This window comes from Duganella sp. sic0402 (genome assembly GCF_019219065.1).
Taxonomy (GTDB): domain Bacteria; phylum Pseudomonadota; class Gammaproteobacteria; order Burkholderiales; family Burkholderiaceae_D; genus Rugamonas.
This window is the reverse complement of sequence record NZ_JAHUWK010000011.1, coordinates 24,329-40,325: the sequence shown is the minus strand read 5'-3', so window position 1 is coordinate 40,325 and position 15,997 is coordinate 24,329. Positions and strand designations below refer to the sequence as shown.

Genomic DNA, 15,997 nt, shown 5'->3' with positions numbered 1-15,997 from the left:
GCAAATTACAAGCTACCAATCAGGCTCAGGCCGCCCGCGCCATACTGGCTGCCCACCAGCGTGACGTCGCTGGCCAGCAGGGACAGCAGATCTGCGCGGCTGTGGTTGTCCAGATACGCGTCCAGCTGCGCCAGCACCGGCGCGGACGGCGCCTGGGCCACAGTATGCTGGTACAGCATGGTGATGAACTCGCTATCGTTCAAGCTACCGAAGCGCTGATTGAACTCCGGCGAGGCCATGAAGCCAGCCGCCAGGGTGCTGCCATGCAAGCCACTGTTGACCCAGAACTGGAAGCCGGGGAAGTCGCCGGCGCGATCCAGCGTCAGGTGGTACAGCATGCCGATTTCCTGCAGCGTGGCGGCGCTGGCCTGGGTGAAGCCCAGATCCAGCGTCACGCCGTTGAACTCGCCGCGCTCGATCTGCAGGATGGTGTCGCGCGCGCCATCCGGTTCGCCGATCATCACCTCGCCATTGCGGTTCAGCGCCAGCGAGTAGCTGGCCGCTGCGCCGCTGTAGACCACCGTGTCGACGCCATCGCCGCCCACCAGGCGGTCCGAGCCAGCGCCACCTTCCAGCCGGTCATCGCCGGAATTGCCGATCCAGCCCTGTTCCTGCGCCAGCAGCTCGCCGCCCAGCGCCATGCCATTGCTGCTGGTCCAGGCGCTACGGTGCTCGGCGGTCAGGGCGATATCGGCCAGTACGCCGGCGCGCGCCGTCAAATCGCCCGGCGTGGCCGCATCCAGCCGCGCCACCAGCACCGTCAGCGCAGATTCGGCCGGCTTGACGCCCAGCGCATTCTCCAGCAGCGTTGCGACGTAGTCGTGGTTGCTCAGCTTCATCAGGCCCTGTACCGCTTCCGGCGCCATCAGGAAGCCTGCCGCCAGTTGCTGCGCGCTGAGACCGTTCTGGCCGGCCCAGAAGTTCAGGCCGACCAGATCCGGCGCACGCTCGAAGGCGGCGTGGTACAGCAGCGACAGCGTCTCCAGCCGCGCCGTGCTGGCGCCGGCGAAGGCCAGCAGCGGCTGGCTGCCGTTCAGTTCGGCGGCGGTGACGGTTTCCATATTGGTGGCGCCGGCCAGCGCCAGCTGATGCTGGCCAACCACCTTGCCGTCCTTGAGGAAGAACTGCCACTGGCCCACGTCGCTGCGGCCGCCTTGCAGCACATCGTCGTCGGCGCCGCCGGCCAGGCGATCGTTGCCGCCGCCGCCGGCCAGCCAGTCGCGGCCATCGCCACCGTCCAGGTAGTCGTTGCCGCCGGCGGTGCCGAGGATGTCGTCGCCGCCATTGCCGTACAGCGTGTCATTGTCATTGCCGGTGGTCAGCACAATCCGCTGCGCTTCCCCGTCACCGATGAAGAAGTTCTGGCCGGCGCCACCCAGCACATTGGCGGCGCCGATGATGGCGGCGAACTGTACATCGTCCAGCTGTAATCCGATGCCCAGCGGCAGCGAACGGGCGTCGATCACCAGCGCCACCGCCGTATCCTCGCCAGGCGTGTCGTGCAAGGGACCGCCGCTGGCGCCGCCGGATGTCACCATGTCGGAACCATCCACCAGCACTGCCGTATTGGTGATGCCGTTCACACCGCTCAGCTTGAGCGTGGCATGCTGCAGTTGATCGTCGCTGTCCATGCTGGCCAGGAACTGTCGCGCCTGCGCTTCCATGGCCGCGCGGTTGGCCTGGCCGGCGGCAGTATAGTCATCGATACGGCCGATCAGGTCGGTCAGCGCCATGACGCCGCTGAGCAAGGACGATGGACCGCTGGCCTCGAAGCCAACGCCGACCGGCACGCTAACCACCAGAGTGCTGCCCGGATTGCCGCCATTGGCGGCAATGCCGATCGGAATGTCGGCCAGGTTGGCGTGCTCGGTGCTGTTGTCTTCGGCACGGGTACTGGTCACGGTAGGCACCGACACCGTGCGCGTGGGCAGGCCGGTGCGCGCATCGGCGCCGGTGGTGGTATTCACCTGCACCCCATCGATGGTGGATGGCGTGCCAGGATTGTCCGGTGGCGGATTGGTGTTGACCGACAGCACCAGTGGAGTCGATGCCAGGCTGGCATTACCGGCCGTGTCGGAGAACAGCTGGCCGGCGACACTGACGCTGATTGGCCGGACGCTGTTGGCGGGCGGCATCACGGTCGCCGTGTAGGTGGTGCCGCTGCCGCTGAAGTTGCTCAGCACGGCGCCGCCAGTGAGCGCAATGTCGGCGGCGGTGAGCACGCCGGGGTCGCTCAGCGTGAAGGTCAGAATGGCGCTCTGGCCGATGCCCAGCGTCGCCAGATTGCTGCTGACGGTCACTGTCGGCGCCACCGTGTCGACGTGGTACGGCACCGAGTAGGCGGCATTGAAGTTGCCGGCGGCGTCAGCCACCCGCACCGACAGGGTGCCGGCGCCGGCCAGGGTCTGGCCGGCCAGCTCCCAGGCTGTGCCGCTGACAGCGGCCGTGTGCCAGACCACGCCGTCGAACGAGACCTGCACCACCTCGCCGGCCAGCAATGGCGCGCTCAGGGTGCCGCTGACGGTTTGCGCCGGATCGTTGGTGATCAGGTCGTCGGGTGCGCTGCCGGTGTCGTGCAGGAAGGATGCGCCGCCCGCGCTGGTGGTCGGCGCCACCGTGTCGATCTGCAGCGCGGCGATGCTGCCGGCGCCGCCATTGTTGCCGGCCACGTCCATGTAGCCACCGCTGAGGGTGATGCTGGCGCTGCCGCTGGCCACCCCCGTCGTCGGCGTAAAGGTCGCCGTGTACACCAGCGGATTGGCGGTGGCGGTGAGCGCGCCCAGCACCCCGCCGCTGACCGTGATGTTGGCCGCGCTGAAGCCGACCGGCGCCTCGGAGAAGGTGAAGCTGATCACGGCCGGGGTGACGCCGTTGGCCACCGCCATGTCGCTGGTAATGACCACCGTCGGCGGACTCTGGTCGTAGGCGTACCGCGTGGCGGTCTCGGCACTGTGGTTGCCGGCGGCATCGACCACGCGCACCCGCAGCACGCCGCTGCCGGTCAGCGTGTGCCCCAGCGACCAGCCGGTACCGGGGCCGTTGACGGTGGCGGTCTGCCAGCTGACGCCGTCGTTGAACGAGACTTCCACCGTTTCGCCGTTGGCCAGCGGCGCCGTCAGGTCGCCGCTGACGATCTGCGCGGCCACCGTAGTGATCAGGTCGGTGGCGCTGACGCCGGTGTCGGCGTTGAAGCGCGGCGTGCCGCTGGCAGCCGCCAGCGGCGCCAGCGTGTCGATGCTGATCGGCGCCGAGCTGGCGCCAACGCCGCTGTTGCCGGCGGCGTCGCCGTAGACGTTGTTGGCAACGCTGACCACGGCGCTGCCGGCGGCAGTGCCAGCGGTCGGCGTGAACACGGCGGTGTACACCAGCGGGTTGGCGGTGGCGGTGAAGCCGCTCAGGACGCCGCCGCTGGCGCTGGCATCGCCGGCAGCGAAGCCGACCGGAATCTCGCTGAAGGTAAAGGTGATCAAGGCCGTCTCGCCGCCCTTGAGCGTGGCGACACTGCTGGTGATGGCCAGGGTCGGCGCCTGGGCGTCGACGCTGAGCACGAAACCGCCCGAGCCGAGGCCGAGGTTGCCGGCCAGGTCCATGTAGGAGCCGGCCGTCACGGTCACGCCGGCCGCGCCGCTATAGCCCGGCGTCGGCGTGAACACGGTGGTGTAGACGCGCGGATCGCCAGCGCTGGCGACCAGGGCGCCGATGTTGCCGCCGGTCACCACCAGGTCGCCGGCCTGGAAGTCGTACGGCACCTCGCTGAAGGTGAAGGTCAGGGTGGTGGTGTCGCCGGCCTTGAGCACGGTGCTGCTGGCGCCGATGGTCACCAGCGGCGCCACCGTGTCGATGGTGTAGGCGCTGGTGCTGACGGCGCCGTGGTTGCCAGCGGCGTCGGTCACCCGCACCTGCAGCGTGCCGCTGCCGGCCAGCGCCTGCAGCCCCAGCGTCCAGCCGGCCGCGCCGTCCGGGCCGGCCGGCACCCACAGCAGGCCGTTGTTGAACGAGACCTCGACGAACTCGCCCGCCGCCAGCGGCGCGTCGAGCGTGCCCTTGACGACTTGCAGCCCGACGTTGGTGACCAGGTCGGTGTGGCTGGCGCCACGGTCGTCGTCGAAGCTGACGCCGGTGCCGCTGGTGCCCGGCGCCACCGTGCTGAAGGCGATCGGCGTCATCAGCGCCGCCACGCCGGCGTTGCCGGCAGCGTCCAGGTAGCTGCCGCCGAGCACCTCGATGGTGCCGCTGCCGTTGGCCAGACCGACCGTCGGCGTGAACACGGCGGTGTAGACCAGCGGGTTGGAGGTCAGGCCGAAGCCGCTCAGCACGCCGCCGGCGACGTTGATGTCGCCCACCACGAAGCCGACCGGCAGTTCGCTGAAGGTGAAGGTGATGGTGGCCAGCTCGCCGATCTTGAGGTTGTTGCCGCTGCTGGTGATCTGCAGTGCCGGTGCCGCCGTGTCGACCGTGATCAGGGGCGAGGCGACGGTGGCGCCGGAATTGCCGGCGACATCGGTGTACTGGCCGGCGGCCACGGTGATGCCGGCCGCTGCGCCGGCCAGCCCGGCCGCCGGCGTCAGCGTCGCCGTGTAGACCAGCGGGTTACCGGGATCGACCGCGAGGCCGCTCAGGTTGCCATTGAACGCCACCACGCTGGCGCTGGTGAAGTTGGTCGGCACCTCGCTGAAGGTGAAGGTCAGGGTAGCCGACTCGCCGGACTTGAGCGCGGTGGCGCTGCTGGTGACCACCATGGTGGGCGCCACCAGGTCGAGCACGTAACCGGCCGAGAACAGCGGACCGAGGTTGCCGGCAGCGTCGGCCACGCGTACCTGCAGCGTGTTGCTGCCGCTCAGCAGTTGCGGCGGCAGCAGCCAGTCGGTGGCGCTGACGGCGGTGGCGGCCAGCCAGTGGACGCCGTTGTCGAGCGAGACCATCACCGTTTCGCCCGCGTTCAGCGCGGTGGCCAGCACACCGCTGACGACCTGGCCGGCGGCGTTAGTGACCAGGTCGGTGGAGCTGGCGCCGTAGTCGGCCGAGAACCGCACCGTGCTGTTGAGGGTGGTCGGCGCCTGGGTGTCGACCGCGATGGCGGCGCTGCCGGTGCCGGTGCCGGGGTTGCCGGCGGCGTCGGTGTAAAGGCCGTTGGCGACGCTGATCACGGCGTTGGCGCCGTTGGTGCCGGCGGCCGGCGTGAAGGTGGCGCTGTACACCAGCGGATTGGCGGTGGCCATCAGGCCGCTCACGCTGCCGAAGGTGGCGTTGATGTCGGCCAGGGTGAAGCCGACCGGCACCTCGCTGAAGGTGAAGGTGACGGTGGCGCTCTCGCCGCCCTTGAGCGCGCTGGCGTTGGCGGTGATCGCCAGCGTCGGCGCCAGCGCGTCGACGCTGATCGACGGCGAGCTGCCGCCGCCACCGAGGTTGCCGGCGGCGTCGTTGTACAAGCCGGCGCCGAGGGTCACGCTGGCGCTGCCGTTGTAGCCCGGCGTCGGCGTCAGCACCACCGTGTAGACCAGCGGGTTGGCGGTGGCGGTAAAGCCGCTCAGGCCGCCGCCGCTGACGATCAGGTCGCCCACCGCGAAACCGACCGGTGCTTCGCTGAAGGTGAAGCTGATGGTGGCGCTCTGGCCGGCGCGCAGGGTGGCGCTGTCGCTGCTGATGGCGACCGTGGGCGCGGTGTTGTCGAACACATAGGGGCGGCTGACGGCGGCGCCGTGGTTGCCGTTGGCGTCGCTCACGCGTACCTGCAGCGTGCCGGCGCCGCTCAGGGTCTGGTTGGCCAGCGACCAGTTGTTGCCGGTGATCACGGCGGTGCTCCAGCTGACGCCGTTGTTGAGCGAGACCTCGACCACGTCGCCGGCCGCCGGCGTGCCGCTCAGGGTGCCGAAGATGGTCTGGGCGCTGACGTTGGTGATCAGGTCGCCGGCGGTGCCGCTGTCGACCAGGAACTGCACCGTGCTGGCCGCCAGGCTCGGCGCCAGCGTGTCGATGGTGATTGTGGGCCCGCTGGCGGCGTTGCCGGCGTTGCCGGCCAGGTCGGCATAGGCGCCGTGCGCCACGGCAATGCTGACGTTGCCGGACGCGACGTTGGCCGCCGGCGTCAGCAGTGCCGTGTAGACCAGCGGGTTAGCGGTTTGCACCAGGTTGCTCAGGCTGCCGTTGCCGACGCTGACGTCGCCCAGGCTGAACGCGGCCGGCGCCTCGCTGAAGGTGAAGGTGATCAGCGCCGTGCCGCTGCTGTTGAGGCTGGCCGCGCTGCTGCTGATGGCCAGGGTCGGCGCCAGCGTGTCGATGCTGATCGGGGTCATGCTGCCGGCGGCGTTGAGGTTGCCGCCGCTGGAGAAGGTGCCGGCGTTGACCACCACCGTGCCGTTGCCGGCCGCCAGCCCGGCGGTCGGGATGAAGGTGGCGGTGTAGACCAGCGGATCGCCGGTCGCGCCGAAGCCGCTCAGCGTGCCGCCGCTGACCGTAACGTCACCGACCACGAAGTCGCTCGACGGCGCGCTCAGCTTGAAGGTGATGACGGCCGTCTGGCCGGCCTTGAGTGCGCCCAGGTCGCTGCTGACGGCCACCCCCGGGGTCGCCGTCGAGTAGGCAATCGGCGTCACGGCGGCGGCCACGCCGGCGTTGCCGGCGAGGTCGGTGTAGGCGCCCGCCGCCACCGTAATGACGCCGCTGCCGGCCACCTGGCCGGCGGTCGGGGTGAACACGGCGGTGTAGACCAGCGGGTTGGCGGTGGCCGTGAGCGGCCCCAGCATGCCGCCGCCGACGCTGATGGCGCCGGCGTTGAAAGCGGTCGGCGCCTCGCTGAAGGTGAAGCTGATGGTGGCCGTCTCGGCGCTGTTGAGCACGGCCCGGTCGCTGCTGATCTGCAGCGTCGGCGCGCTCTGGTCGAGCGTGTAGGCAGCGCTGTAGGCAGTGCCGTGGTTGCCGGCGGCGTCGCTGACGCGCACCTGCACCTGATGGCCGGGGCCGGTGGTGAGGGTCTGCCCGGCCAGTGTCCAGCCGTTGGCGCCGACGCTGGCGCTGGCGGCGAGCCAGGTGACGCCGTTGTTGAGCGAGACTTCGACAGTTTCGCCGGCTACCAGGTTGGCGCTCAGGGTGCCGCTCAGGTCCTGGGCGGCGACATGGGTGACCAGGTCGCCGGCGGCGCCGCTGTCGGCCGAGAACACCACGCTGGCGCCGCTGGTGGTCGGGGCCTGGGTGTCGACCGGCAGCGCCGCCAGCGTGACCCCCGCGCCGGGGTTGCCGGCGGCATCGGTGTAGCTGGCAGCGGTAACGCTGACGCTGGCGCTGCCGCCGTTGACGCCGGTCGCCGGCGTCAACAGCGCCGTGTAGACCAGCGGGTTGGCGGTGGCCGTGAGCGGCCCCAGGGTGCCGCCGGTGACCACCAGGTCGGCGTCGGTGAAACCGTTAGGCGCCTCGCTGAAGGTAAAGCTGATGGTGGCCGTCTCGCCGGCCTTGAGGGCGACGGCGCTGCTGCTCACGGCCACGCTCGGCGCCGTGTTGTCGAGCACATAGGCGCGCGTGTAGGCGTTGCCGTGGTTGCCGGCGGCGTCGGTCACGCGCACCTGCAGCGTGTTGCTGCCGGTCAGCAGGGTGGCGCCGGCCAGCGACCAGCTGTTGCCGGCGCCGGCGGTGGCGCTGGCCCAGTTGACGCCGTTATCGAGCGAGACCTCGACGAACTCGCCGGCGCCGAGCGCGCTGCCGAGGGTGCCGCTGATGGTCTGGGCGGCGGTGTGGGTGATCAGGTCGCCGGGAATACCGCTGTCGACCAGCAAGGCCACGCTGGCGGCGACGGCGCTAGGCGCCAGCGTGTCGATGCTGAGCGTGGGCGACGGTCCCGAGGCCGGGTTAGCGTTGCCGGCGGCATCGGTGTAGGTGTTGCCGGCGATGCTGATGCTGGCGGCGACGCCCTGGATTCCAGCGGTGGGCGTGAACACCGCCGTGTACACCAGCGGGTTGGCGGTGGCGGTGAAGCCGCCCAGGGTACCGCCGGTGGTCACCACATCGGCAGCGGTGAAGCCGAGCGGCGCCTCGCTGAAGGTGAAGCTGATCAGCGCCGTCTCGCCGCCCTTGACGGCGGCCACGCTGCTGGTGATGGCCACGCTGGGTGCCAGCGTGTCAATCGCGATGAGCGGGCTGGTGCCGGCACCGCCGCTGTTGCCGAAGGCGTCGGTGTAGCTGTTGGCCGCGACGGTGATGCCGGCGCTGCCCGAGGCCAGGCCAGCGGTTGGCGTGAACAGCGCCGTATAGATCAGCGGATTGCTGGTGGCGGTGAAGCCGCTCACGGAGCCGTTGGCGGTGCTGATGTCGGCGACGGTGAAACCGGTCGGCGGCTGGCTGAAGGTGAAACTGATCAGCGCCGTCTCGCCGCCCTTGAGCGCGGCGGTATTGCTGGTGATGACCAGCGTTGGCAGCGCGCTGTTGACGGCGATCGACACCGGCGCACTGGCGGCGCCGCCATTGCCCGCCAGGTCTGCGTAGCCGCCCGCGTTGACCGCCACCGAGGCGTTCACGCCGGACTGGCCGGCGGCCGGCGTGAACACGGCCGTGTAGATCAGCGGATTGGCGCTGGCGGCCAGGTTGCTGATGGTGCCGCCGGTCACCGCCAGCGAGGTCGCCGTAAAGTTGTACGGCGCCTCGCTGAAGCTGAAGGTCAGGATGGCGCTCTGGCCGGCGCTGAGGGCGGTGGCGTTGCTGCTGACGGTGGCAGTCGGCGCCGTGGTGTCGAGCGTGTAGGCGTGGCTGAACACCGGGCCGTGGTTGCCGGCGGCGTCGTTGACACGCACCTGCAGGGTGTCGCTGCCGACCAGGGTGCGGCCGGCCAGGGTCCAGCTGGTGGCGCCGGCGGCGGCGCTGGCGTTGACCCAGGTCTGGCCGTGGTCGAGCGAGACCTGGACCACCTCGCCGGTGGCCAGCGCGGTATCGAGCGTGCCGCTGATGGTTTGCGCGGCGGTGCGGGTGATCAGGTCGCTGCCGCTGTCGCCGGTATCGGCCGAGAAGGTCACCACGGTGGTGCTGGTGCTCGGCGCCAGGGTGTCGATGCTGATCGACGGGCTGGGGGCGGCCTGGCCGTCGTTGCCGGCGGCGTCGGTGTAGGTGCTGGCGGCAACGGTGATGCTGGCCGCGCCGCTGGCGACGTTGGCGTCCGGCGTGAAGCTGGCGGTGTACACCAGCGGATTGGCAGTGGGGCCGAACGCGCCCAGCGTGCCGCCGGTGACCACCACGTCGCCGGCGGTGAAGCCGACCGGCGCCTCGCTGAAGGTGAAGGTAATGGTGGCGCTGTCGCCGATGTGCACCGCCGTCAGGTTGCTGGTGATGGCCAAGGTCGGCGGCCGGGTGTCGATCGCGATCACCGGCGAGGCGCCAGCGCCGCCCGAGTTGCCCAGCAGGTCGGTGTAGCTGCCGCCGGTGACGGTGATCGAAGCCGGCGCGGTGACATTGGCGCCGGGCGTGAAGGTGGCGGTGTAGACGTTGCCGCCGGCGTAGGTCGGTGTGCTCAGGTTGCCGCCGCTGACCACCACGTCAGTCTCGCTGAAGCCCTGCGGCAGGCTGCTGAAGGTGAAGGTGATGGTGGCGGTCTGGCCGGCCTTGAGGGTGGCGGCATCGCTGGTGATGGCCACGCTCGGTCCCACGGTGGTGATCGAGATCTGCGACGAACTGGCGCCGCCGCCGCTGTTGCCAGCGGCGTCCGTATAACTGCCGGCCGTCAGGGCGACGCCACCGGCCACGCCGACCAAGCCGCCGGCGGGGGTGAACTCGACCGTGTAGACGCGCGGGTTGGCGGTGGCCACCAGGTTGGCCAGGCTGCCGTTGGTCGGCACCAGGTCGCCCAGTACCAGGCCGACCGGGGGCTCGCTGAAGGTGATGGTGATGAGCGCGCTCTCGCCACTCTTCAGGGTGCCGACGTTGCTGGTGAGGGTGGCGCTCGGCGCGCTGCTGTCGTAGGCGTAGGCGAAGCCGGTGCCGGTGCCGGCGTTGCCGGCGGCGTCGACCACGCGCACCTGCAGCGTGTTGCTGCCGCTGATGGTCTGGCCGGCCAGCTGCCAGCTGTTGATGCCGGTGATGCTGGCCGCCACCCAGGTGCTGCCGTTGTTGAGCGAGACCTCGACCCGTTCGCCGGCTGCCAGGTTGGCGCTCACGGTGCCGCTGATGTCCTGCGCGGCGATGTTGGTGATGCGGTCGCCGCCGGTGCCGCTGTCGGCCGAGAACACCGCACTGGCGCCGGTGGTGGTGGGCGCACTGGTGTCGAGCTCGTAGCCGACGCTGAGCGGGGTGCTGGAGCCGCCGATGTTGTTGACGCGCACTTGCAGGGTACCGACGCCGTTGGCCAGGGTCTGGCCGGCCAGCTGCCAGGTGGTGGCGCCGACGCCGGCGCTAGCGGTGGTCCAGTTGCCCCCGTTATCGAGCGAGACCTGGACCGATTCGCCGGCCACCAGCGCGGCGCTGAGGGTGCCGGAGATGGTTTGGGCGGCAACGTTGGTGACCAGGTCGGCGTTGCTGGTGCCGCTGTCGGCCGAGAACGCCACTGTCAATGCCGTGGTCGAGCTTGGCGCGGCCGCAACCACGGTGGTGGCGTTATTGCTGACGATCACACTGCCGTCGTTGAGGGTGACGGTGAAGGTGGTGGTGGCGTTCAGCCCGGCCGTGCTCTGGAACACCAGCGCTTGCAGCGCCGCCTGGGCGGCGGCCGGCGCGGCCGCCGCATGGGTGTAGGTGGCGCCGCCGTCGGTCGTGGTGAAGCCGGAAGCACTTAGCGAGGCCGGCGTGAACACACCCTTGGCCGCGCTGTCGGGCTTGATGGTGACGATGACGGTGGCGCCGACGTCGGCGTCGGCCACCGTCACGGCGCTGAACGGCCGCACGGTGCCGCCGGCCGTTACGCCCTGGGATGCCGCTGTGCCGGCGAACACCGGCGCGTCGTTGACCGAGGTGGCGGTGACCACGGTGGTGGTGTTGACGGCGCCGGCCAGGCCGAAGCTGTCGGTGGCGGTCAGCGAGAAGGTGGTGGCAACGCCAACGCCGACGGCAGCCTGGTTGGCGGTGGGGGTGAACACCAGCGCCTTGAGCTGGGCCGTCAGCGCGGCCGGGGTGGTGGCGGCCAGCGTGTAGCTGCCGGCGCTGCCGGACAGGCCGGCGCCGCTCAGGGTGCCGTTGGCGCCGTTGTAGCTGATGGTCATGCTGACGTTGTCGCCGTTGACGTCGGCCACGGTGACGCCGCTGAACGGCTGCAGAGTGGCATTGTCGCCGACCGCACCAGCGGCTGCGCCACTGATGGTGGGCGCCATGTTGGACGTGTTGGTGACCACCACGCTGACCCCGGCGACGCTAATGTTGGCATTGCCGATCACGCTATTCCAGTCGTCGCCGGCGCTCAGCTGGTAGGCGGTGCCGCTGGCCGCGCTGGTGCCGTTCTTGGTCATCAGCGCGGTGACGGCAGCGACGTCGGCGCCGCTCAAGGTCACCGTGAACGAGGTGGCGCTGGTCACCTCGACGTTGCCGCTGGTGCTCAGCACGCGGGTGGCGCCGCCCTCGCCGCGCAAGGTCAGCTTGGAGACGGTGATGTCGTTGAGCGCGCCCACCACGCCAACCAGGTTGGTGCCGGTGACGGTCAGCACGTTGGTGGCGGCGTTGTAACTGGCCGCCGTGATGGTCGGTAACTGGACGTTGCTGACCGTGACCGGGTTGCCGGTGGCGTCCGGGCCGCCGGTGACGTTGCCATCCCAGTTGGCGGCAGCGGCGATGTTGAAGGTGGTGCCGTCGACCGCCGCGCCGCCGTTGTTGTTGAGCAGGCCGTTGAGGGCCAGCTTGTCGGCGGCGTTGAGGGTGATCACCACCTGGCTGGCGCTGGCGGCGCCGACCACCGACGAGGTCAGGGTGTAGCTGCCGCCCTGGCCGGTCAGGGTCAGCTTGGCCGGATCGATGGCGTCGCCGGCGTTGATGCCGGTGGCGCTGATGGTCAGCACGCCGGTGGCGGCGTTGTAGGACGAGCTGGTGATCGACGGCGCCAGGTGGGCGTTGGCGACCTGGATGTCGTCGATGCCGATCTCGAAGCCGAGCGGGTTGGTGATGCGGAAGCCGTAGATACTCTTGAAGTTGGCCATCGAAGCGAAGTTCAGCAGGCCATACTCGTTGACCAGCAGACCGACCACCGAGACGCCGGGGCCGGTCGGCTGGTAGTTGGAATCGAGCGCGTAGACACTATAGATGACGTTGCCCAGCAGGTTGCCGACCAGGTTGCCGCTGCCGATCTTGATGCTGACCAGGTCGAACACGCCGGCATTGGCGCGCAGGTCGACATAGCTGGCCGGCGACAGCAGCGAGCCGTTGATTGTCAGGCGGTCGTCGGTCAGGCCGAGCACGTCGCCGTTGGCGTTGAGCACGGTGATGGCGCCGCCGCCCGAGCTCTGGGTATACAGGTCGAAGCCGGTGCCGAGGATGTTGGTGGCGTTGACCACGGCACCAGGCGCCAGGCCGGTGGCGCTGAGCACGGTGACGTTGCTGCTGGTGCCGAAGCTGATGGTGCCGTTGACGCCGTTGTTGACCAGCGCCAGCGTGCCGTCATACGCCTGTTGCGCCTGCGCGTTCAGTACGCTGGCGGCCTCGATGCTGCCGGTGCTGCGTTCCAGCTCCCAGTTGGCGCCCAGCAGCGTGCTGCCGGTGGTGTCGGTGGAAGCCGCCACATCGGCGCCGGTGTACCGCGCCAGGCTGTCGATAAACGACAGGCCAGTGGCACCGGCGGCCACGTCGCAGCCATACAACAGCAGGTCGCCGCTATCGCTCAGGGCGGCGCCCCATTCCCGTAATGCTTCGGTGTAGGCAGTCACATTGTTGGCATCCAGCACCGTTTTGCCGAGTTGCAATTGACCCGCCGCGCCATGCGACACAATCTGCACGCTGTCCAGTCCCTCATACTGGCGCAGCACGCTCGCAATCTGCTCGACGCCATCGCGCCATGAAACCAGTTTTACGACCAGCACATCATCGGCAACATCGGCTGCCAGCGCGGCCGCATTGGCGACACCGGCGTCAATGAACAACACCGACGTGTAGGGATGGTTTTGCTTATTCATATTGCTTCTCCGCATCTTTACGGGGGTTACCCGATTATGCGTAGCTTCAAATGGATCGCAAAATTTTCCCGTTTGCCAAACGTTCTGTACCGGATAGCAAAGGCCTTGCGCGGTGTTTCACACGGAAAAAAGCGGGGTATTTGTTAAAATGCTCTTCTTGCCGGGCCTTTCGGCGAGTTCCGCCAATTTCGGTTACTCTCTGCACCAATAATTTATTTGCTGCACCAGAAAGGATTTAAAATTGCCAACTCTTTTGACACGACGCCTGGCCTTGCTGGCCGAAGAAAAACACCGCGCCGTGCTGGCTGGCGGATTGCGGGGCATCGAGCGGGAGACCTTGCGCGTGGACCGCGCCGGCCATCTGGCGCGCACGCCGCATCCGGCCGCACTGGGTTCGGCACTGACGCATCCGCAAATCACCACTGATTACGCCGAGACCCTGCTGGAGTTCATCACCCCGGCCGAGCAAGACATCGCCGCCACCATCGCCAAGCTGGATGGCATTCACCGCTATGCCTACAGCAAGCTCGGCGACGAGTTGCTGTGGAGCCAGTCAATGCCGTGCCAGCTGCCGGCTGAAGAAGAGATCGAGATCGCCTGGTATGGCAGCTCCAACCTCGGCACGCTCAAGCATGTGTACCGGCGCGGCCTGGCCCTGCGTTATGGCAAGGCCATGCAATGCATCGCCGGCATCCACTACAACTATTCGCTGGACGAACGCCTGTGGCGTGTGCTGGCCGAGCACGAGGCTGGCGATCAGCCGGCCAGCAAACGCCAGACGGCACGTTCCTTCCAGTCGGAAGCCTACCTGGCCACCATCCGCAACTTCCGCCGCTACAGCTGGCTGCTGATGTATTTGTTCGGCGCCTCGCCGGTGCTGTCGTCCGGCTTCCTGCGCGGCCGTCCGCACAAGCTGCAACAGCTGTCCGCCGACACGCTGTACCTGCCCTACGCCACCAGCCTGCGCATGAGCGACCTGGGCTACCAGAACGACGCCCAGTCGGGCCTGAGCCCGCACGAGAACTGTCTGGACAGCTACGTGGCAGCGCTGACCAAAGCGGTCAACCAGCCATACGAGCCGTATGCGGCGCTGGGCACCAAGCGCGACGGGGAATGGATACAGCTGAGCACCAATGTGCTGCAAATCGAAAACGAGTACTACTCCACCATCCGCCCGAAACGCGTGATCCAGACCGGCGAGCGGCCGATCCAGGCACTGTGCGCGCGCGGCGTGCAGTACATCGAAGTACGCTGCATGGATGTCGATCCGTTCCAACCGGTCGGCATCAGCGAGCAGGCCGGCCGCTTCCTTGATGCCTTCCTGCTGTTCTGCGCGCTGGAAGAAAGCGCGCAGATCACGCCGGAGAAAAGCGCACGGCACACCGAGAACTTCGCGCGCACCGTCAAGGAAGGCCGCCGTCCCGGCCTGACGCTGCACAACGGCGAGGAGGAGGTACCGCTGCCGGTGTGGGGCGCCGCGCTGCTGGAGCGCATCCGCCCGGTGGCCGAGCTGCTGGACACGCTGCGCGGCGACAGTGCCCACGCCGACGCGCTGGCGGTGCAGTCGCTGAAGCTGAACGATGCCACGCTGACGCCATCGGCGCAGGTGCTGGAAGCGCTGAAGGCGCACGGCAATTCCTTCAACGCCTTCGCGCTGGCGCAAAGCGAACAGCACGCGGCCTACTTCCGCAGCCATCCGCCAAGCGCTGAGGAAGCCGCGTACTTTGATGGCCTGGCCGCCGCCTCGCTGGCCGAACAAGCCGAGATGGAAGCCGCGCCGCAAGCCAACTTCGACGACTATGTCGCCGCCTACCGCAACAGCAACCTGTGCCAGTCGCGCGACTGCGACTAACAATGCTCACCTTCTACAACGAACTGCACGCGCAGCACAAAGGCCGCCACGAATTTTTTCGCGGCGCGCCGGTGCCCTGCTTTGAAAAGCCGGAGCGTGTAGATTCGGTGCTGGCGGAGCTGGGCCGGCGCGGCCTGGGCCGCATCGTCACGCCGCATGGCGTGCCGCTGATGTCGCTGGAGCGCGTTCACACGCCGCGCTATCTGCACTTCCTGCGCAACGCCTGGAGCGAATGGGTGGCGCTGGACCCGGCCAATGCGGGCAAGGACGCCTTCCCTTCGGTGTGGCCGGTGCGCACGCTGCGCAGCGACGTCGAGCCGCAGAATTTCGCCGCCCGCATGGGCTTGTACTCGATGGACAACGGCACGCCGCTGACCGCCGGCACCTGGACCGCCGCCAAGACCGGCGCCGATTGCGCGGTCAACGCGGCGCACGCGCTGCGCCTGGGCGAGCGCGGCGCCTTTGTGTTGAGCCGCCCGCCCGGCCACCATGCCGGCGCGGATTTCTTCGGCGGCTACTGCTTCCTGAACAATGCCGCATTGGCGGCGCAGCACATGCTGGACGATGGCGCGCGCAAGGTCGCCATCATCGACATCGACTACCATCACGGCAACGGCACGCAAAGCATCTTCTATCAGCGTGACGATGTGCTGTTCATCTCGATACATGCCGATCCGCGCGATGAATTTCCGTTCTATCTGGGCCACGCGGACGAGCGCGGCGAAGGCGCGGGCCACGGTTTCAACCTCAACCTGCCGCTGGCGGCGGGCAGCAGTCCGCAAGCGTGGTTCTCGGCGCTGGAAACCGCCTGCATCCGCATCGGCAGCTTTGCGCCGGACGCGCTGGTGGTGTCGCTGGGCGTGGATACCTTTGCCGGCGACCCGCTGTCGCGTTTCGCGCTGCAAAGTTCGGACTATCTGAAAATCGGCGAACGCCTGGCGTGGCTCAATCTGCCGACCGCCTTCATCTTCGAAGGCGGCTATGCGGTGAAGGAACTCGGGGTGAATGTCGTGAACGTCCTCGAAGGCTACGAGACAGCGTTGTAGCGGCCCCGAACCCGCACGGCGACAGCGCGCGGGGTCTG

Annotated in this window: 3 protein-coding genes; 2 read left to right on the top strand and 1 reads right to left on the bottom strand. The window is 68.7% G+C overall.

Annotated features, from left to right (window positions below; all coding sequences use genetic code 11):
• Positions 1-5: 5 nt before the first annotated feature.
• Positions 6-13,061: an Ig-like domain-containing protein gene (locus tag KW842_RS22095; RefSeq protein WP_218306292.1), complete on the bottom strand. Its 13,056-nt coding sequence runs from the start codon at positions 13,059-13,061 to the stop codon at positions 6-8.
• Between the two features lie 241 nt (positions 13,062-13,302).
• Here KW842_RS22095 and gshA point away from each other — a divergent pair, with 241 nt between their 5' ends.
• Positions 13,303-14,913, top strand: coding sequence for a glutamate--cysteine ligase (gene gshA / locus KW842_RS22090; RefSeq protein WP_218306291.1), 1,611 nt, complete (start codon positions 13,303-13,305; stop codon positions 14,911-14,913).
• A 2-nt stretch (positions 14,914-14,915) separates the two neighbouring features.
• Positions 14,916-15,959 (top strand): histone deacetylase family protein, encoded by a 1,044-nt coding sequence (locus KW842_RS22085; protein WP_218306290.1) that lies wholly within the window; start codon positions 14,916-14,918, stop codon positions 15,957-15,959.
• Positions 15,960-15,997: the final 38 nt, after the last annotated feature.

Coding starts and splice junctions, on each gene's coding strand:
- KW842_RS22095 (WP_218306292.1), bottom strand. CDS start 13,061: ATGAATAAGCAAAACCATCCCTACACGTCGGTGTTGTTCATTGACGCC.
- KW842_RS22085 (WP_218306290.1), top strand. CDS start 14,916: ATGCTCACCTTCTACAACGAACTGCACGCGCAGCACAAAGGCCGCCAC.